At 46.3% G+C, this 19,502-nt stretch carries 13 protein-coding genes; 6 read left to right on the forward strand and 7 right to left on the reverse strand.

The genetic code is table 11. The features are described from left to right. Position 1: 1 nt before the first annotated feature. The 6 genes from tssH to EKN56_RS11945 are packed head-to-tail and all read left to right on the forward strand — an operon-like array spanning position 2 to position 10,542. Complete coding sequence (gene tssH / locus EKN56_RS11920; RefSeq protein WP_130591983.1) at positions 2-2,707, forward strand: type VI secretion system ATPase TssH; 2,706 nt, start codon at positions 2-4, stop codon at positions 2,705-2,707. Then, the gene (vasI, locus tag EKN56_RS11925; protein WP_130591984.1) at positions 2,698-3,384 is read left to right on the forward strand and encodes a type VI secretion system-associated protein VasI; all 687 of its coding nucleotides are present in this window, start codon (positions 2,698-2,700) and stop codon (positions 3,382-3,384) included. Before tssH ends, vasI begins: the two co-directional genes overlap by 10 nt. Before the next feature lie 7 nt (positions 3,385-3,391). Then, positions 3,392-4,792, forward strand: a complete 1,401-nt coding sequence (tssA, locus tag EKN56_RS11930) for a type VI secretion system protein TssA (RefSeq protein WP_130591985.1) — start codon at positions 3,392-3,394, stop codon at positions 4,790-4,792. Beyond that, positions 4,789-8,328, forward strand: a complete 3,540-nt coding sequence (gene tssM, locus EKN56_RS11935; protein WP_130591986.1) for a type VI secretion system membrane subunit TssM — start codon at positions 4,789-4,791, stop codon at positions 8,326-8,328. Before tssA ends, tssM begins: the two co-directional genes overlap by 4 nt. A 48-nt stretch (positions 8,329-8,376) precedes the next feature. Then, complete coding sequence (locus tag EKN56_RS11940) at positions 8,377-9,729, forward strand: type VI secretion system ImpA family N-terminal domain-containing protein (RefSeq protein ID WP_130591987.1); 1,353 nt, start codon at positions 8,377-8,379, stop codon at positions 9,727-9,729. A 39-nt stretch (positions 9,730-9,768) separates the two neighbouring features. Continuing rightward, positions 9,769-10,542, forward strand: coding sequence for a hypothetical protein (locus EKN56_RS11945; RefSeq protein WP_130591988.1), 774 nt, complete (start codon positions 9,769-9,771; stop codon positions 10,540-10,542). Positions 10,543-10,614: 72 nt separating this feature from the next. On the opposite strand, the gene EKN56_RS11950 is transcribed toward EKN56_RS11945, so the two are convergent. From EKN56_RS11950 to EKN56_RS11975, 7 genes are all read right to left on the reverse strand, one after another. Then, positions 10,615-11,763: a hypothetical protein gene (locus EKN56_RS11950; RefSeq protein ID WP_130591989.1), complete on the reverse strand. Its 1,149-nt coding sequence runs from the start codon at positions 11,761-11,763 to the stop codon at positions 10,615-10,617. Then, the gene (locus tag EKN56_RS11955; RefSeq protein ID WP_130591990.1) at positions 11,763-12,029 is read right to left on the reverse strand and encodes a PAAR domain-containing protein; all 267 of its coding nucleotides are present in this window, start codon (positions 12,027-12,029) and stop codon (positions 11,763-11,765) included. Before EKN56_RS11955 ends, EKN56_RS11950 begins: the two co-directional genes overlap by 1 nt. 33 nt (positions 12,030-12,062) lie before the next feature. Further along, positions 12,063-13,187, reverse strand: a complete 1,125-nt coding sequence (locus EKN56_RS11960) for a T6SS immunity protein Tli4 family protein (RefSeq protein WP_130591991.1) — start codon at positions 13,185-13,187, stop codon at positions 12,063-12,065. Between the two features lie 74 nt (positions 13,188-13,261). Next, positions 13,262-14,386, reverse strand: a complete 1,125-nt coding sequence (locus tag EKN56_RS11965) for a T6SS immunity protein Tli4 family protein (RefSeq protein ID WP_130591992.1) — start codon at positions 14,384-14,386, stop codon at positions 13,262-13,264. Further along, complete coding sequence (locus EKN56_RS11970) at positions 14,358-16,010, reverse strand: esterase/lipase family protein (RefSeq protein ID WP_246019813.1); 1,653 nt, start codon at positions 16,008-16,010, stop codon at positions 14,358-14,360. The genes EKN56_RS11965 and EKN56_RS11970 overlap by 29 nt, the downstream gene beginning before the upstream one ends. Positions 16,011-16,021: 11 nt before the next feature. Then, complete coding sequence (locus EKN56_RS21265; RefSeq protein ID WP_168189650.1) at positions 16,022-16,180, reverse strand: hypothetical protein; 159 nt, start codon at positions 16,178-16,180, stop codon at positions 16,022-16,024. Continuing rightward, positions 16,181-18,910, reverse strand: a complete 2,730-nt coding sequence (locus tag EKN56_RS11975; RefSeq protein WP_246019814.1) for a type VI secretion system Vgr family protein — start codon at positions 18,908-18,910, stop codon at positions 16,181-16,183. Positions 18,911-19,502 lie beyond the last annotated feature (592 nt).

Below are 19,502 nucleotides of genomic sequence, written 5' to 3' on the forward strand. Positions count from 1 at the left end.
GATGATCCGTATTGAACTGCCAAAATTAATCCAACAGCTAAATCCCGTTAGCCGACATATCTTTGAAAGTACTGCTGCAACCTGCGTGAACTCACAGAGTTCCGAAATTACCGTGTCGCACTTCCTGTTGCAGAGCCTGGAAACCGTACTCTGTGATATTCGGCAAATTTTATCTAAAGCCAATATTGAGCCAGAAAGCCTGCGTCAGTTATTGGAACAGACTCCGGTGGATAATGCCCAACAGGGGCAAACCACCCCCAGTTTCTCCCCGCTGTTAGTTGAGCTATTGCAAGATGCCCTGCTGCTTGGCAGCGCCGAGCTAAAAGAGAGTAACCTGCGTACCGGCGTTATCTTGCTGGCGTTGCTGCATAGCCCTAATCGCTATGTGTCAAAGCCGGTAGCTCAGTTGCTCACGCAAATTAACAAAGATTTGCTGCAAAGCCAGTTTCATCACTGGACTGCCGGTTCCGCAGAAAGCGTAGCTGAAAAACCGACCGGCAGAACCCTTGGTGCCGGTGATGCCAGCGGCGGTGAGGCTTCGCTGCTAGGCAAATATGCCACTAACTTCACGCAACAGGCCATTGACGGCAAATTGGACCCGGTACTGGGTCGTGATAAAGAAATCGATCTGATGGTGGATATCCTTTCCCGCCGCAGAAAAAACAACCCGATTGTCGTTGGTGATGCCGGCGTGGGTAAAAGTGCCTTGATTGAAGGTCTGGCTATCCGAATTGCACAGGATCGAGTGCCGGATAAACTGCGCGGTACTCAAATAATGTCCCTTGATTTGGGTGCTCTTCAGGCCGGAGCTTCGGTTAAAGGTGAATTTGAAAAACGCTTCAAAGGCATTATGCCTGAAGTGACACACTACCCTACGCCAGTGATTCTGTTTATTGATGAAGCACATACCTTAATTGGTGCCGGTAACCAACAGGGCGGACTGGATGTTTCTAACCTGTTGAAGCCTGCTCTGGCCCGGGGTGAACTCAAAACCATCGCCGCCACTACCTGGAGCGAGTACAAAAAATACTTTGAGAAAGATGCCGCCCTGTCCCGCCGTTTCCAGTTGGTTAAGGTGAGTGAACCTACTGCCGATGAAGCGGTTATCATCATGCGCGGACTGCGTAAAATCTATGAGGAATCCCATGGCGTTCTGATTGATGATGATGCCTTGCAGGCAGCCGCCTACCTGAGCTCTCGCTATATTTCTGGTCGTCAACTGCCGGATAAAGCCATCGACGTGCTGGATACCGCCTGTGCCCGAATCGCCATTAACTTAACCTCTCCTCCTCGTCAGGTTTCGGTGCTGGAAAACACCCTGCATCAGTTAAATGAAGAGATTGATTTACTGGAACGGGAACACCGTTTAGGCCTGAAAGACAATGCTGCTCGCATCAGTGCGTTAAGAGCATTATGTGATGATGCACAAAAACAGCTCGAGCGTATCAATGCCCTGTGGCAGAAACAGCAAACGCTGGTTCATCGTATCATTGAACTCAGAGGGATCTTACTTTCTCCGGCAGAACCTCAGGCTAAGGCGCTGACAGAAACCGAGACAGAAACAGAAGCAACATATGAGAATCCGCAGCAAGAAAATAGCGATGACGCAGCTCAAACCGAACAGGCATTGCTGGAAGAGCTAACCCTACTGAACATTGATTTAGTTGAACTGCAAAAAGAAGAGTTACTGGTTTCTCCTCACGTGGATAAAAAGCAGATCTCTTCGGTGATTGCTGAATGGACCGGGGTTCCACTTAATCGTATCTCGCAAAACGAACTGTCTATCGTTACCGAATTGCCTAAATACCTTAGCGTAGAAATCAAAGGCCAGGATCTGGCCATTGAAAACTTGCATAAGCACCTGCTCACCGCCCGCGCCGATTTACGCCGCGCCGGACGTCCGTTAGGTGCATTTCTGTTGGTTGGGCCCAGCGGCGTAGGTAAAACCGAATCGGTAATTCAGATAGCTGAACTGATGTTTGGCGGTCGCCAGTATCTGACCACCATCAATATGTCGGAATATCAGGAAAAACATACCGTTTCGCGTCTGATTGGTTCACCTCCTGGCTATGTGGGTTACGGCGAAGGCGGTATTCTGACCGAAAGCATTCGTCAAAAACCCTATTCCGTGGTGTTGCTGGACGAAGTGGAAAAAGCCCACCCGGACGTGCTCAATCTGTTCTATCAGGCGTTTGATAAAGGCGAACTGGCAGATGGTGAAGGCCGTATTATTGACTGCAAAAACATTGTGTTCTTCCTGACCTCTAACCTTGGTTATCAAACCATTGTGGAGTATGCCAATCAGCCGGAAGAGATTAACGATCGATTGTATAAAGAGTTAGCTGACTTCTTTAAGCCAGCCCTGCTGGCGCGTATGGAAATCGTACCTTACCTTCCGCTGTCTAAAGAGGTTTTGACAGTTATTGTTCAGGGCAAACTGCATAAGCTGGAAAAAACGCTACAGGGCAAATTTGGCGCATCGGTAGTATTTGATGATGACGTTCATGAGCAAATCATTGCCAGGGCGACGCGTTCTGAAAACGGCGCACGGATGCTGGAATCTATTATCGATGGTCAATTGCTGCCGCCAGTCTCTCTGCAATTGCTCAACAAAATGGCGGCCAATGAACCTATCGATTACGTTCGTTTCAGCATTGAAGATAACCAGTTTATCTCCTATGTAGGTGAGGAGCCGATATGCGAATAGCCGGGCTTTCTCCTGTTCAATGGCCGCTGCTCATCTTGATTTCACTGGCCTCTTTCTCCGTCACTCCGCAGTCTCAACTCAAAGATGCCGCCGGACTGGAGAAAAGTCTGCTCCAGTGCCGCAATGAGCAGTCTCCACTGCTGCGTTTAGCCTGTTATGACAACCTGTTTAAAACTCAGGAGGGCGCTGTGCCACAAACTGCCGAATCTGAACGTAGCGATACGGTGAAAAAGGCACTGGCGCTGGAAAAACAGCGGGAGCCGCACTCAACCGGATTTTTGATTGCCAGTGCCGAAGGCGCACTGTCACCGGAAGTCATTATTACCACACCGGCACTGGGGACGAAGCCTCCCCGGCCGGTTCTTATTTTCAGCTGTCAGGACAATATTACCCGAATGCAAATCGCGTTCTTTACTCCGCTACTCAATAAGCAGGAGAGCGATATTCTGTTAAAAACCAATACCGGCGTGTCGTTTCGCTCCCACTGGTTTATTCGCGATAACGGGCTGCTGCTGGAAAGCAGTCGGGGCTTACCGGGCATCTCTGAAATATCACGGTTGCTGAATGCAGAAACGCTACTGATTGAATCAGAAAACCCGGCGTTAAACGGGCTTTCTTTCCCGATCTCCGGATTATCGAAAGAGATAGCCCCCCTTCGACAAGCATGCAGATGGTAAATTAGCGATGGAATTTATTGCACAACATCCCTGGCGCGATTTGCTGCTTAAGCCACTGTCTCCGGCGCAGCAGCAACAGGCCATCGCGTCAAATAACAGCGACTGGGAATATATTGACTCTGAAATGGCCAAGTTAGGCACTATTAGCCATGAAACCGTCAATATCGCCGACGTTCAGGATCGTATACTCAATTTATTCGCTGAAGAAACCAAAGACTTTCGCCTGCTGGCTCATCTGGCGAATACCCTACAGCGCAGTGAGCGTCCGGCCAGTATTCTACTGGCGATTGCGTTATTGGCTGACTATGTTGAAACCTATTGGGATATCGCTGCCCCGCAAAAGAATAAGCGTCGCATTGCCCAAATGATTATTCAACGTTTCAGCAATGCAAAAGAGGCTTTTTGCCATGCCGCGATTGAAGAAGAACGTGAACAATCCACCAAAGAGTTTATTCGCCTTAAGCAGCTATGGCAAAGCGACTCTGCGCTCTGTGAAGAGCTGGATAAGCTGATTGTCAGCTATGCCAAATCATCCATTACCGAGCTGCCTGTCGCTCAAACGGTCAGCCCTGCCCCGGCCAGCCACAGCGCATCTGTCCCGACATCACAGGCACAACCGGCAGTTGCCTCAAAGCCACTGCCTCACGTTCATCTGGATGATTCCTCTGAACGCGCCTGGAGTAAAACGCTGCTCAAAATTGCCGAAATTGAAGCAGAGAGATCGTTCAGCACACCGCTCTGTTTTCAGCTGCGGCGTCACGCCATCTGGTTTAATGCTTCGGTTCCTCCGGCGGCAGGCAATCATGTCACTACCGTACCACCGTTACCCGCAGAGAAAATCAGCGAGTTTGATCGAGAATTCAGTCAGGCCAGTTATGCCCTGTGGGCCAAAGTGGAAAATACTATCGCCTACTCCCCTTACTGGTTTGACGGTCACTGTCTGTCAGCACGCATTGCTGACAAGTTAGGCCATTCAGGCATCGCAGATGTTATCCGCAACGAGCTAAAGTATTTTCTGGAACGTTTTCCCGACTGTCAGTCCCTGTGCTTCTCTAATGGCGCACCCTTTATGAATGAGAAAACCCAAAAGTGGTTTAACCAGAAAGAGAGTCGTCAGGCAACCAATGAAGAGTATCAACAGGCGCTGGCGTTATTTGACACGGAAGGATTACAGGCCGCGCTGGATAGTCTGGAACAGGCCGCCAGTGACCAACCTCGTTCACTCTCTTATAGCCAGCTCAGCACCATTCAACTACTCAAACAGGCGGGCTGTCACAAAATAGCCAACCACCAGCTGGAAAATTTAATCCACAGGACAACTCAGTTATCCGCTCAGGAATGGGAACCCTCATTCTTTGATAGCTGTAACGAATTAAAAGAGACCTTAGGTAACAAGGAGTCATCATGAAGTTGCCATCAATATTCAAACCCCGGTTGCCAAAACTGCCAAAGCTTCCCGGTGCATCCAAACTCTCGAAGCTACCCGGTGGCTCAGCGATTAAGAGCAAACGCATTTTTATTGTGGTGGCAATATGGCTGCTGGCCATGTTCTGGATGTGGACCTATGGTGATGACTTTGAAATTCTGGGGGCTAAGCCGTTTTCCCCATCGGTTCGCCGTTGGCTGATTACCTTAATCACTATTCTAAGCGCCATGATATGGGCGGTGCTACATCTGGAGTTATCCAACCGCCGGCTGCGTATGCAGCAAAAGCAGACCAAACGCGAAGTAAAAGATCCGGTTGAAATGGAAGTTAGCGTTCAACAACGTTATCTCAACCGTTGGATGGTCAATTTACAAAAACAACTGGCGGTAAAAAACGCAGAATATAAGTTACCCTGGTATCTGGTGTTGGGTAATCGCGGCTCGGGGAAAACCACCTTCCTGAAAGAAGGCTGTAAGCTTAATGAACTGTATGCACCAGAAAATCAACAGCTGGTCCATTGCTGGCTTAACAATCAGGCGGTGATTGTTGAAGCGGATGGCGTGTTGCTGGAGCAGCCTACCGACCATGCTCTGCCAACTCTGTATGAAAAATTATGGAAAAATCTGTTGTCATGGTTAGTTGAAGTCAGACCGGTACAGCCACTCAGCGGTATTATCCTGACGGTTGACCTCTATCAGTTCTGCACCTTCAACAAAATAGAACGAGAAAATTACATCGCGGCGCTAAAGGCGCGTTTAAGTGAGGTTTCCAGTACGCTGCATACCAGTCTGCCGGTATATATTGTGTTAACCAAGTTTGACCTGTTGTATGGCTTTGGTGCCATGTATCAGGCATTGGATAAAAAACAGCGGGAAGAGATTTTAGGTATTACCTTCCCAACCGATGAATCCGACTGGAAAAAAACGCTCAATAACTTCTGGCAGCAGTGGCTCCATCAGCTCAACAGCGCCATGCCAGGCATGATGCTGAATAACGTCGACGTGAGCCAGCGCAGTCAGCTGTTTACCTTTATCCGTCAGATTAACGGGATTAAAGACTATGTTCAGGAATTGATCGATCATGGTCTGTTCTCTTCAGAACATAATCAGTTTCTGCTGCGTGGGCTGTACCTCACCTCCTCACAGCAAAAAGGACAAATGGAAGATCTGTTTGTTAAATCGGCGGCGTCTCAATACAACCTGCCGGAGCAGATCTACCCAAGTTGGCAAAGCCAGCTTTCTCACCCCTATTTTACCCACGAGCTGCTAAACAACCTGCTGTTTGAAGAGACTCAACTGGCAGGCAAAAACGAACAGTATCGCAATGATACTCGTAAGCGCCTGTACCGCTGGAGCGCCAGCGCTGCCGGTATTGCGGTCATTTTCCTTGCTGGCTGGCAGTATTTCTACTCTTATAACCATAAAGCGGGAGACGAAGTCCTTGCCAATGCGAAACAGTATGTAGAAATCGAACTGCCTGACCAAAAAGACTATCTGGGCGCCTTGCAACTGCCCCTGCTCAACCCGGTGAGTCAGGCAACCTTTGCTTATGGTGACTACAACAAGCGCAGTGTGCTTTCGGATATGGGGCTGTATCAGGGCAATAAAATTGGCCCTTATGTGGAATCCACTTACCTGAATTTACTGATGCAGCGCTTCCTGCCGGCCATTATGAATGGTCTGGAGCAACAGCTACTGAAAGAGAAAGAAGGCAGCGACAATAAACTTCGCATTTTGCGTATTATGCGCATGATTGAAGATGAAACCGGCCGGGACAAAACCGCCGTTATGAACTATATGATTGACCGCTGGAGCACCGCCTTTAAAGGCCAAAACGATATTCAGATCCAACTGGAACAGCATCTTTCATATGCACTCGACCATATCGACTGGAAAGCCGAGCGCATAAATAAGAACCGGCTGGCTATTGAAAGCTATCTGCCTTATGAGCAAAGCATCAAAGATGCACAGGTAGATTTACGCCGTTTGTCTATCTATCGTCGGGTTTATCAGGGGTTACATGGACAAGCCAAGACCGCACTGCCCAATGATTTAAACATCCGAAATCAGGTGGGTGCCAGCTTTGACTCCATCTTTGTTGCCGATAATGAAGCCCTGCTAAAAGTGCCACAGCTGCTAACACGCTCGGGATTGACCAACTTCTTCGTACTTCAGGATGAGTCATTGATTAACTATACCTCGCTCGACAGCTGGGTATTGGATATCACTCAGGATGTAAACTACAGCAAAGCAGATCGGGAAGAGATACAAAAGCAGATCACTTCGCTGTATCTGAACGATTACATCACCACCTGGCACAATGCCTATAACAATATTCATATCCGCAAATTTGCCGATATTCCGGACGCGATTGCCGGACTGGAGCAGATCACCAGCGGTGAATATGTGTTCAAACGCATTATGGATTTACTGCGGGAAAACACCAACCCTAAAGAGTCTGTGCTGGGTGATGGTTCCAAGTTACTCAATACCACCGCTACCGGACAAGGGCGCGATTACAAGCTGCTTAACTATCTCAGTCATCAATTTACCAAAGAGAACAGCGTTACCATTGAAGATAAGGATCAGATCAGCGCCTTAGGCAACGTCAGCCTGAAGTTAACCGATTTGCACCGCTATCTGATGGCAATTCAGAACTCACCGTCACCGGGGAAATCAGCCTTGCAGGCGGTTCAGTTGCGGTTAAGTAATAACAACAGCGACCCGATTTTCGAAGCGCAGCAGTTGTCTAAATCCCTGCCGGAACCGCTTGGCCGCTGGGTTAACGAGCTGGCAACCGAAGTGTGGAACGTGATCATGATTGAAGCGATTCGCTCGCTGGAGGTGGAATGGAATGACAAAGTGGTCACCCCATATCGCCAGAGTCTTGCACAACGCTATCCATTCTCGCCGGGCGCAAAACTGGACGTACCGTTAAGCGAATTTGAACGCTTCTTTGGCTACGGCGGAACGCTGGATTCCTTCTATCAGCAAAACCTGAAAGTGTTTATTGATAATGAATGGAGCATGAATGAATCGGATAAATCCCTGATTCATCCAAACATCCTGCGCCAGTTAGACATCGCCGAGAAGATCCGCCGGACCTTCTTTAAGAAGCAAAATGGCTTAGGCATTCAGTTCTCTATTCAACCGATCAATATGTCGGGCAACCGCCGTCGCGGCATCCTGAATCTGGACGGACAGTTAGTGGAATACCGCCACTCCAGCAGCATTCCAGTGCGTCTGATTTGGCCGAACTCCATGCGGGATAACGTAGAAAGTAAACTGACACTGGTGGGTGGCGAACGCAGCAATAAGACCCTGAGCTACACCAGCGCCTGGGGGCTGTTACGCATGATTAACTCCGGCAAGTTAACCAACGTCAGCAATAACTCGTTTGATGTGCGCTATGACATCGACAACGGCTACATCATCTATCGCGTGTTTATTGATGAATCCGATAATCCGTTTGCCGGTGGACTATTTAGCCAGTTCAACTTACCAGACACCTTGTATTAAGTGCAGTATGGCCGGACTCAGCGTCCGGCCCTTTTGGGAGGTTCGTTTATGCACAGGGATTTCCATGCCGGGAGCGACCCGCGTAATTACCTGGAATTTACAGAAATACGCAATGAAGTTAATAAACTCAGCAACCCTGCGGCCTCTGAGGTTGATTTTGAACTGATTAAAACCCTGTCCTCAGAGTTATTCAGTAAAAATGGTATTGATCTGCAAACCGCCTGTTACGCCACACTGGCAGAAACCCGACTTGCGGGTCTGACCGGCTTTAGCGAGGGTTGTACCCTGATAGCTGAATTGATTGAACGCTATTGGGATACGCTATGGCCCGAAAGTGAAACCGCCCGTATAGAGATGCTGGACTGGTTGAATAACCGGATTGGACAAGACATCCGTAACTATAAATTTAAAGCGGCGGATATCCCCCTGTTGTTGCAGTTAGAGCAGCCGTTAAAACGTATTGCCGAAGTATTGCAGTCGCGGAAGTTAAAAAAAGAATCCAAAGTTATTGAGTTGTACAAGTTTGTCATTAACACCCGTGAAACGCTGGAAAAACGGGCGGTAGAGCAACTCAGACAGGATCGACAACAGTCGATATTACCTCCTGAAATCACACCGGAACCCGAAACTAAGTCAGTTCCTGAAGTCGTAGAAAAACCTGAACAGGCTCAGACGCCGGTTCATATTCATCAGGCTCCGGTATCTCAACAGCCAGTATCGGTTAATTTGCCATTCTCACCTCCGCCACCCGCCCCCAGAGTCAAGGCATGGCATGGTTTTATCGTTGGTGTATTGCTTGCCAGCGCGGCATTTATCGGCTTTATGTATGGGCATCAGCAACCTCCACGGCTGATGGAAACGCACCTGTTCTCCGCGTTACCCCAGCAGGAAATCATTCAATATGCTAATCAGTTACAAACAGAGCCATTTTATCGCCCACAGCCAGATTTAACCGCTTATCAGCAACAGCTGACCGCCCTCGCCGGTCAATCACCGCTGGCCAGCCGATATTACGGTGACAACCTGAGTGCATTGATAGTTCAGCTGTGGCCTGACTCCAAAAAAGCCGCTTCGATCAAACAGCAATGGGAACAATTTCTCAGCACCCAGCGTAATCAAAACTCACTAAATGACAATTACGTTCAAGTGCAAAAGAAAATTGCTACCCTGATCCGTCAGCTAAATCAGGCAGAATCGCAGCGAAATCCCCCGGCTTACGCGCAATTAAGGAACTCCCTTACCGCCATTCAGCGTCAGTTGAGTGAACAAGAGCCGGTTGAAGAAGTGCTAAGGCAACTGGTTGAAGCTGAACAGTCGATACCAGAAAAGAACCAGCTGTTGGAACAGCGGTTAAACAGTTTATTAAGCCAGTATCACCAATTACTCAAAGAAAAACGTTAATCAGCCCGATTGCTGTTTTACGCATAAAAGGACAACACCATGCGGTCACATAAATATTTTGCTTCAGGACGCTTCCTGCCTCTGTTACTGCTGCTATCTGTAGCCCTTTCCGGCTGCTCATCCAGCCCGGATTTTAAATCCAGAGCCGCCGGTTTAACCGCAAAAAATGGGCTAACGGAACAGGAAGTATTAGATATCGACCCTTTTGTGGAGATTACTGAACATGATATTCAACAGGCGGTAAGAGAAGCCAGTAAGAGCAGCTTTTTGATCCCCAGCCGGGCACAAATTGTGTTAGTGCAATCCGGTGCTACCGTGCCGGATGCGGTGATGCAGCAGGAGATGATGAATTACTTCAGCGTTTCGGTCTATTCCGGACTGTCACCGTCTAAACAGCGCTCTCCGGTTGCCAGAAAAAATGAGGAACAGGAAGAAGCGCCGCAGCCTAACTATATCCGCTCTTTACGCCTGGCCTCCGCAAAAGCCAGGCAGGACAAGATCATTGTCTATTGGGGAACCCTTGAACTGGGTATGCCGGATAAAGATAACATTCAGGTAGTCTGGCTGCCTTATCACAACGGAGAAATCCCTAAAGAGACCAAACTGCTACGCTACAGCATTCGTTTTGCCAGTGTTGATGTGAGAAACGGCATGTGGGTAATGTATACCCCACCCAATACGGAAAGTGAGTTTATGAGTGTTCCTTTCCAGTCGGATCAAACCAAACTGAACCAGATCATCAAAATTAAAGAAGAGTCTTATATTGAGGCAGCAAAAAACTTTGCCACTCATTTTGAGAAGATACGCCGCTGATATTTAGCGCTCCCCCCTCTCACCGATGGTTTGTCACTAATCCGGCAAACCATCGGTGGCCTGCTTTCAAGTTTAGTTAAATTTTTCTGCGCTCATTAATTGCAGTAGTAAACCTTCACTGCTTTTATCCGACTGACACAAATAGAGTTGATGCATCCCTGTCATTCGGGCGGCTGAGCCTGCCACCGTTGACAGTAACCCACCCATTTCTGGTCCCGCTTCAGCAAATGAGAGATCCAGCAGATGGAATGGATGTTCAGGATTGAGCGAAAGTTGGGTCTGATAAGCGAAAGTAGCCAGTACCGCTGAGTTTTGTTTATCCATACCAGAAAGCCAGATCCCCGATGAGTCTTTAGCCGATAAACGATTAAAAGAAAACAGTTGCTGCAAGTCGTCGTTAAGCGTTGCGGCTGACGATGGCATTAGTCGCCCCATCCAAATAACAGGTTCAATGTTCATTTGCTGAATAAACCGCTTAGATGACACAATCTGTGCTGAAACCATCTCACTATATGGCTGTTTATCAGCATTTTTCCAGTACTGACTGCTTAAGATCATTACCGGTAAGTCCGGTGGAGAAGCAAACAGTTCTGATATTAAATCGGCATAGCTTTCAATTGGCTGTGGATAGAGATCCCATTGATGGTAAATGACTTCGGTTAATGCTTTATCCGTAAAAAGATGCGCTGAAATATAGATAGTAGCCAGATTGCGGCGATAGTTCGGATAGCTATCTTCAAGCTGCTTATGAATATGCGTTAAAAAAGCGTATGCGGGTTGATCGCTATTTAGTGACGAAATATAGAGTGGACGGCTCTTCTTAGGGAAGGCTGGAATGTTTTTGGGATCGCCGATTAAAAGCTCAATTCCCTTCTCTTCTGGCGTCAACAGCGCCTGCGCTAAAACCGGTAACTGCATCCGGCTCCATATTTGCCATTCAGCAATATTTTCCCGTTCGGCTCGTTCCCAGGCCTCACGTATTTTGGCCTCAGCCAGATAATGACTGGTCCTGATACCTAATGCTATCAACCAGATAAATGCCGGCAGCAGAAATCCAGATAGCCAAAACAGCCGCTCATCCTCCTCTCTCCAGGATCCGAAACAGAGGCTGATACCAAATCCAATTGCGATAAAAACCAGCAACAACAGCCCCCATCGCCACCACACCAACCATTTTGGTTCAGGGTATTCCGTCAATTGACTTATTGGCCAGCCCATCATTAACCCTCACTGCTGTTATAAGGCGCGTTGGATAACACATGGCAGCCGCAGGCGGTGAGACAAAAATGGGTCACCACCGCTCTGCCATTATCCAACAGGGTGTTGTCACCTTCAATAATCGGATTAACACCATGTCCATCGACGGGACAAGAGACCAAATCGCCCACCAGCGCCACCACTTTCCCTTCAAAATAGAGTGAAGATGATGCAGTAATCACCCTGCCGCCATGGTCAGTTGCATCACCAAGACAAACAATTCCTCTCATACTGATTTGACACCAATATAGATAATCATCATTTTAAAATGCGCTCTCTCGTAAACGAATGGTGGAGGTGATTTCTTTCCAGACGGTGATGAGTTCGGCTTCGGTTAATATTTTTTCCGGAGGTAACTTGTCAGTTTTATAATACATAGTCACACTGAATTTCGGCTTCGTCATGCTGGACTCTTTTTCATATATCCTTAAATAAAACAGATAGCCATGAAAACTACGTCTCTCTTCAACTAATCGTCCCCCTACCAACCATTCTTCTGCGGGTAGTCCATTAACCTCTCGCTTACCTTTATAAATAGTGCCGTATTCGTGCAAGCCAATGACTCTGGAATCCTGCTCCAATAATGAATAATCCTCCGGAGCATAATTTTCTGTTCTGAAATTAATTTTTAGATTATTAATATCATTATGATAATAATTAACCTCCTGATAATAATCAGCTAACAGTGGGTTATCAATAAAACCGTATAATATACAAAGCACCGGTTTATTTGGAATAGATATATCATTGCGGGAATGAAGGCGTTTAAATAAATTGATAAGTTTATCTAATTTTTGGGGGATATTATAATCAAATGAATGGGCGTAAACTTTCCTGTCTTCATCATATCGGGAAGCACGACCATCATCAGCCTTCATTTCTATTTTGAATGTTATATCATTATCCCATTTGTAGCCTTCTAACACTCTGGCTACATCCGGCATACTTATACTCTCCATTCTCTCAAATACTTTTCCAGTCATACCATCATGTGATAAATAGACTCTCTTTAAGTATTCGCCATCCTTCGCATCAACAGGTTTCGTCCCTTTTAACTCTAACTCTCTCCGTTGAATAAACTGTTCAAAAGGCGCTTGGTACTGGATTTTGCTTTCCAGCATCGAGCCATCTAACCCATCAAATTTAAATAACATTTCACCGTCTGGCTTTAATTCCATTGGCAAATCAATTAAATAAACACCGATACAGCGCGTCTGAGCATTTTGTAATAATTCATTTACCATAGACTGCTCCTTGTCGGTTAAATAACGATACAGGGTAAAATATTTAATATAGCCAATGGTTAATATAATCAATAAACCAACCAATAATGCCGCCTGCTGCCAGCGGGCTAAGGCCTTAAACTTTAAAAGCCATAAGCGGATCATTGTTTACCTCCCTGGCAATTTTAATAATGGCGTGCAGGGTAAGTTTCTGGAGTTTGCTATTTATCCACCTAAAATTATTGTTCAAATGCATTTTCTCTCAACCGGATGGTGGAGGTGATTTCTTTCCAGAAGGTGATGAGTTCGGCTTCGGTTAATACCTGTTGTTTTTTTATATCGTTAGGTATCCGGTAACTCATTCGAATAGTAAATTTAGGCTTTTTAATGCTGGATTCTTTCTCATAAATAGCCAGGAAAAATTGAGAGCCTTTATTTTCACTAAACAGATCTCCACTCACTATCCATTCCTCTATTGGTAAACCATTAGCAGTACGTCGTCCTTTATATACCGTTTTTGATTTCCCTCGGGTTATTGCTCTTTCATCCTGATCCAGTAATGAATAGCTATCAGCACCAAAGTTGATCGTGTCAAAGCGAATAGATAATCCGGAAATATTCTGATGGGCATAACTAAACCCTAAAATGTACTCTTCAACAGGAGAACCATCCAATACTCCTTGTAATATGCAAAGCCCCGGTTTATTTGGAATCATTATGTCATTACGAGCATGAAGGCGTTTAAATAAGGCCGTAAGTTCATCTAATTTTTGCGGGATATTATAATCAAATGAATGGACGTAGACTTTCCTATCTTCATCATATCGGGAAGCACGACCATCATCAGCCTTCATTTCTATTTTGAATGTTATATCATTATCCCATTTGTAGCCTTCTAACACTCTGGCTACATCTGGCATACTTATACTCTCCATTCTCTCAAATACTTTTCCAGTCATACCATCATGTGATAAATAGACTCTCTTTAAGTATTCGCCATCCTTCGCATCAACAGGTTTCGTCCCTTTTAACTCTAACTCTCTCCGTTGAATAAACTGTTCAAAAGGGGCCTTGTACTGTATTTTGCTTTCCAGCATCGGGCCATGTAACCCATTAAATTTAAATAACATCCCACCTTTTGGGTTTAATTCCATTGGTAAATCAATTAAATAAACACCTATACAGCGCGTCTGAGCATTTTGTAATAATTCATTTACCATAGACTGCTCCTTGTCGGTTAAATAACGATACAGGGTAAAATATTTAATATAACCAACGGTTAATATAATCAATAAACCAGCCAGTAATGCCGCCTGCTGCCAGCGGGCTAAGGCCCTAAGCTTTAAAAGCCATAAGCGGATCATTGTTTACCTCCTGAGCAATTTTAATAATGGCGCGCAGGGTAAATTTCTGGGCGATAGGTTTTTTATAGGCCGGTTCATGCTCAACTTTTAACGGCAGGCGGGAGACCAAATGCTTATCCGCAATCACTCCCGATATGACTGGTACTGTGCCATCACCATTTTCTGCGGCATCCTGTAGGGTAAAGCGTTGCCCGACATATACGCTGGTTCGCTGCCGATAATCTCCCGGACCGCCGGTACCCACAATCTGATAGTCCCGTTCATTGGCAGATAAAACGTCCGAAATGGTGCGATGCTGCATGACTTCACGTTTATCCAGCTGTTCTCCGGGAAGAGCACTGGAGGGCACGGGATACGTATTTTCCTCGGCCATCCATAACGTTCCTTTCCATATGGCGGTTTGCTGGGTTGTATGAGACGCTTCCACTTTACTGACAAAAGAGTCATCAAGACCGTAAAAGGAATAAGTGTTTGGATGGTATTTCCCGGATATATCACTCTGAAATTTTTTAACATGTCTATAAATAATATTTTCAAACCCCTTCCAATTTTGCTCGAATACCCATTTATTTCCTCTTTCATTTAACGGGTTTAATAAGTGGGGATCCACCAGCCGCCACCACTTATCCTTACAGGTATAAATTTCACTATAGGGATCGACTTTAGGGTAGCTTTCTTTATTTCCGTGACGATCGATAATATTTAGCCAGCCCATGCCGTATTCCGGTGCAGGCAACAGCTGTAACGCTCCCGGTGACTGGGCACAAACCGCCGTCATCTCTGCTGCATCTCTGCCCAGAATCTGGGTGGTGACATAACCGGCAATATCTGATAGTGGGTTCTCGGTGCCCCGCTTCATTCGGGTATAGGTGGCGGCAGCACCCACAGAGGGCAATACCCCATGTACTACACCGTAAATCTGTGCGTTTCCTCCCAGTACTTCCGAGTAGTAACGGGCTACCAGGCCCCCCATAGAATGAGTCACTAAAATCACTTTATGGCACTTAAACCCTTTATCACGATAAAAAGCCTGGATAGATTCAATTCGCTTTGCCAGAGCGTTGGCTGAATCGGCATTGGAGCCCAGCCAGCAATATCCCATGGCATGAACCGGAAACAGGTACTGTTCAAGAACCTTTAACTCGGCATTTTCCAGCGCTTCATTTTGCCTGCTATGTTCAACCTTCAGTATTTCGCCCACCAACTGCTGGCAAATACCCGATGGAGAGAGCTTATCCCGATGCAGGGCGTGTTGTAGGGTATCTAAAAACTCGCCATAGCTTAGCCTGGCGACTTCGCCCCATCCCCGCTCTTTACGCCCGCCAAAAAGTTTAGCTTCCGGGTCATCCGCCATAAGTCTGGCTAACGCCTCTTGATACGCTTCTATCTCTTCAGCGGTACTATTATCATCAATTTTATATTGGTCAGATAACGCGTTAAGTTGTGACACGCCTACATAAGGATAAAACAATCCATCACTATCAACTTCAACCAAATCAGGATCCAGTTTTAACTTTCTTTTCCGTGCATCACTGTTTGGATAGCTCCAGTTAATTAAGCTGAGTGCACTATCCAACCGCCATAATTCATCCGTCTCGTCAGGATTGTCTGTTTTGGTTTTCAAATTACTCCCCATTATCCCCGGCAAAACACCACCGGAATAACCCGCTTATCATCCACATTAACCACCGCGCGCTTATTCTCCTCCGCTTTCGCCGTGGTGACACTAACCGACTCTCTGCCATGTTGGTCCTGTCGGGTGGAATAGGTTTGATGATTTCCCTTAGCCATCATTTACGCCTTACCCTTAATAATGGTGATAGACAAATTTTCAGCAAACAGACTGTTTTGTAGCGCCAGCAGTCCGTTTTCATCGGTGGTCATTTCCATCTCGGTACCATCATCTCGCCGCACCAATACCCGCTGGTTTCGCGCTGGAGAGCCATCCTGTTGCCACTGTACCTGTGGCGTCACGGCAAATTTTGCATCGCCATATTGGTTCAATACCTGACTGATACTTTGGCCGGAAAACTTCTGCCATACATCAGCCCGTTGAATCAGCCTATCCGGCGCGCCAATTTCCACTTCACCATTAGCAATACGGATATATCCGCCGCCGCAGGTCAGTACAATCTCTTGCTTTGCCGCAATGACCACTTTTCCCTGATGACTAAAGATTGACAGGTCTTTTAATGCATCCAACTGCATTTCATCCCCCTGCGCCCTGATTTCTACTTTGCCTTTGGCAGCAAACAGCTTAATTCCCAGCTTTTGGGCAAACAAACTTAACCGTTCTCCCGCCGCCAATGTAAATGTCTTCATCACGCTGAAATCGGTATTTTCGCCGCTGCTGGCGATAATATTTTCACCGGCGGCCAGTTGAATGCTCTTTGGTGTCGTTTGGGCTATTCCCTCCGGAGCGGAGAGTAAGATGGCGGATTTTTTTAACTCATCCAGCGTTTCCGTCAGCAGCGTTTTTTGTCGTTCTAAATCGGCCAGTTCAGCCTGAGCCTGTTCCGCCGCCGCTCGTAAAGACTGGCAAATATCCTGAGCCTGATATAACTGAGAGCGAGCTTCGTCTAAATCTAATTGCACAGAACGGGCCTGACTGCGGTCGTCTGCGCTAATCAATAATCCTTTGCCTGCCCGAATGGCTCCCCACTGATCGGTACGCAGTTCAAACCCTTCACCGCGTTTATTTCTACTGGCATCAACCTGATGACCCAGATTTAACTGGGTTTTACCGTATTCTGTGGCCAGCTTAATATGTTCAAGGCCTCGCTCATCGCCCATGCGTAACTTATTATTGGCCGGGGTACGAATCACGTTTCGCTTATGGTTGGCAATCGTCACCAGATCCGGATGACGGGAGTCATGCATGGCATGGCCAATATAGGGCCGGTCCGGATTACCTCCGGTAAATGCAATGGCCACTTCAGTGCCATCAATTAATGGAAAGTGCATGCCATAAGTATCACCAGCGTAGAGTTTTGCCTGACGTAACCACAGGCTCTCTTCGCCTTTGCGCCAGCTATCATTCAGGTCAAAATCCATTTTTACCCGATAACGTCCCTGAATATCGATATAGCTGTAAGTATCATTATCCGGGCTGGTCACTCTGGCAGGCAGCGTGCCGCTAATCGTGGGCCATGGCATGATTGCTGGTCGATAAGGGCGCTGCACATCATAAGGAATAGCGGTAAATTCAATTTGGTATGACTCGGCGCGATTACCGGTGCTCTGTACGGCAACAATCAGTATTCCCGGAAGTGCTTCGCTGATCGGCACATCATTAACGGTAAGTATCTGTCCCGGTACTAAATTAAATAACGTGGTCTTACCCTGAATCATCACCTGTTCCGTTATAAACCGTTGATGCCGTATTCGGGCATACCAGGCTCCCTGACCAACAGGTTGCTCATCATCCGGAAATTGGTTGATATCAGAATTGGCGTCAGCATACGCCGCTAACTCACCGCCGCCACGGCTAATAACTTCTCCTTTCTGCCGATAGTGCTCACCATAAAGATAAACCTGCCCTCGGGTGGTTTTATCTTTTTGCGCCTGATTCACCTCTACCTGCATGTCCGCCAGAGCATCACGATAGTTATAATCCTGAGTCAGAACGCTTTGCGGCACCGTTTTGCGCACCACCGACATATCCCAAACGGACGCCACACCCTCATCATTATTTCCCGATGGTTGGCGATAGCTGGCTGTTGGCCCATCCTGATACTGCTGTTCTGAGTCACCAAAGATCACCACATCACAGCTATGTTTGTCGTGAGTTTCAAAACGAAACCAGATACCACTGTCCGCCACGATTCGTTGAATAAAGGCTAAATCGCTCTCTTGCCATTGAGTCACAAATTCTTTAACCGGGTAGTTTTCTGTCAGTTCAAAACGAAAATCCACACCGGTGAAATCGTGCTGGCGTAAAACAGACTCAACAATTTGAGGAACGGTTTGGTTTTGATAAATGGCACAACCCTGAGTTTGAGCTAACAGGGAAATTCTGGGGGACAGCGTAATTTGATAGTGGGTCTGGTCCTTTGATACCGCCAGTTGGCTAAATGAGGTAATGACACCATACAGGACGCGTGATTTATCCGCGTTCTCCTCATTCAATAAACCTGTTCGTTTTTCTCTGCCCGACAATGGCGATAACACATTGTCATAGACGCTAAACGCTGATGCTAATGATTCACTTAACTTCCCGATAGGATCGGTATTGTTTATTGCTGACAGCGTAAAGATGGCTTTCTCACTTAGAACCTGCGACATAGACAAGCTATGGTCAGCAGTAAACTGTATCTGATATTGCCAAAGCTGACTTAAGTGCTCATTCCCTTCAACCTGTAAAACCGATAAAGGTACCGCCAGTCCATCAATCGTAAGTTGATAGCGGCTCAACCCGGCATTTAACAAAGAAAACGATTCTGAACGGTTCGCCATGCTCGTTGCATAAGCCTGAAGTTGTTTGTCCAGTAAGGCTTTCCCTCTACCCATCAGAGAATGATTCATGATTATTTCCCTATAGCGATATGGTTTATCAGTAACAACAACAGGTTGATGAATAGAAACCGATCAACAAAAGCAACCAGTCAAAATAATTAGCATTGATAATACTTTCGCAATGAAATTAATTCTGCCTGTCAGAGTTACCAGTTTTCTATATCGATTCGGATTAGCGGGAAGAGTACAACGTGGAAAATAGAATTATTTTAACTTTATATTCAATTAGTTAAATGAATTATTGTTATCATTTTATTTTATAAAATTATCTTAGGGAGATAACCTTTTGAATAAAAGGCTGTAAGGTTGGTTTTTCAGCGGACGAGGTAACGAGTTGGCAACCGTGCTAATTTCTGCGTTTTGCGCTGCATTTCCTCAAATAACTCATTGCAAATCTACGAATTATTTCTCACAAACCAACACATATTTTTTTCTTTTTTTATTTGATATACCTTTCTTTCATTCAGGGAATAGATAAGGCAATACTTTTTAGAAATTTACTCTTTTTGTGAAGTAAAAAGGAAGAAATTTCTAAAAACCGCTTGCGGCTTGATGTTTCCGTATCCTTTAGTTCAAAACAGGGATATTTAATCTCTATTTT

It is taken from the genome of Limnobaculum zhutongyuii (assembly GCF_004295645.1).
In the GTDB taxonomy this organism is placed as follows: domain Bacteria; phylum Pseudomonadota; class Gammaproteobacteria; order Enterobacterales; family Enterobacteriaceae; genus Limnobaculum; species Limnobaculum zhutongyuii.